This window comes from Candidatus Desulfolinea nitratireducens (genome assembly GCF_982879505.1).
Window position 1 is genome coordinate 2070 of sequence record NZ_CEYOSI010000298.1, and the last position, 1411, is coordinate 3480.

2 protein-coding genes are annotated in these 1411 nt (G+C 47.7%); both read right to left on the reverse strand.

The features are described from left to right. Positions 1 to 556: MFS transporter (locus tag AC3DOM_RS16830; RefSeq protein WP_487920195.1), on the reverse strand; the 556-nt coding region annotated here is incomplete at its 3' end. 196 nt (positions 557 to 752) lie between these two features. Next, a partial coding sequence (locus AC3DOM_RS16835; protein WP_487920196.1) for a reverse transcriptase domain-containing protein occupies positions 753 to 1411 on the reverse strand: 659 nt, incomplete at its 5' end.

Genomic DNA, 1411 nt, shown 5'->3' on the forward strand with positions numbered 1-1411 from the left:
CCCGAACAAACTGGAACCATGTCAAAGCAACCACACTCATCAGAAGCCCTGGGATCCAAAAAGCAGACCGCCAACCAAAATTAGCGACCAGCCAACCAGTTAAAAACCAGGTTAGTGCGTTACCAGCAACAAAGCTGGTTGCGTAGATACCGGCAACCTTTCTCCGCTGTTCCGTAGAGTGCCAGGTAGCCAAGATTTTTAATATTGGTGCCCAGCCCGTTGATTGAAAAAAGCCATTTAGCGTCCATGCGACCAGCATTAGGTTCCAATTGGCAATTGATCCAAATAACAAATTCATGGCGGTTGATAAAAGCATGCCACCGAACACTAATAAGCGAGGACTAATACGATCACCCAATTGCCCACTAATTAATTGGCCAAGGGCATAGGATAAAAAGAAACCGCTGCCCATCAAACCGATCTCTTGGGATGAGATGTTTAAGCTCTCGCGAAGTTCCGGGATAGCGATGGAAAAATTGACGCGGCCCAAATAAAATGACGCATAAGTGAACCAGCCCATACCAATAATACGCCACTGCCAAAATCCCAGATTCATCTTATGCGTGCTCAACCTTTGCACATACTTCCAATGTGGATCATCATTTATTTATCTGGATCAATCATATATTTAATTATGGTAGATTCATTAACATCGCGGTAGAGCTGCCAGTTACCCAACAGACCCCGCACAAATCCCGGCGTGCGGAACTACCGCACCGGGCTCTTCAGAAATACTCGCATCCGTAGAGGCATTAGGAAAGACCTGGTACAAACGCTCTGCTTACACGCTTGGGGCGATTTACGATATGCGGTTTCACCACGCCGAACTGGGTCAGAAGTTGCTTAAACCCAACCCAATTATAGCTCTTACGCTGGCTGCGGCGATTGAGACACCTCTGCATATACCTGATGGCATGGTAGTAGAACTCTGTCAGACTGGGCAGGTTTCCATGTACACCAAAATAATTGAAGTATCCCCGAAGTTTTGCGTTGAGCGCTTTGAACAAATCAGGTAAACGGCGATGTCGATTATCTTTACACCATAACTTGAAGCGAGCCAGTGAATTCCGCAGGCTTTTCCGGGCAGTGCGCTTGTCAACGTGCGGCTTACCCGACCGGTCTTTTCCCCATCGAAACTCAAAACCGAGAAAGTTAAAAGAGGAACTACCCGCCACCCCCGAAGGGCTGAACGGGATAATCTGCGTTTTCTCCGCCGATAGCTCCAGGTTGAATTTCTTCATCCGCTCACCCAACGCTTCATAGAAACGCCGGGCGTCTCTTTCCTTCTCGAAGGCACAGACGAAATCATCTGCAAACCTTATCAAACACGCTTCTCCGCTACAGTGCGGAATAACTACTTTCTGAAACCACAAATCAAGCGCAAAGTGCAGGTAGACATTGGCGAGGATGG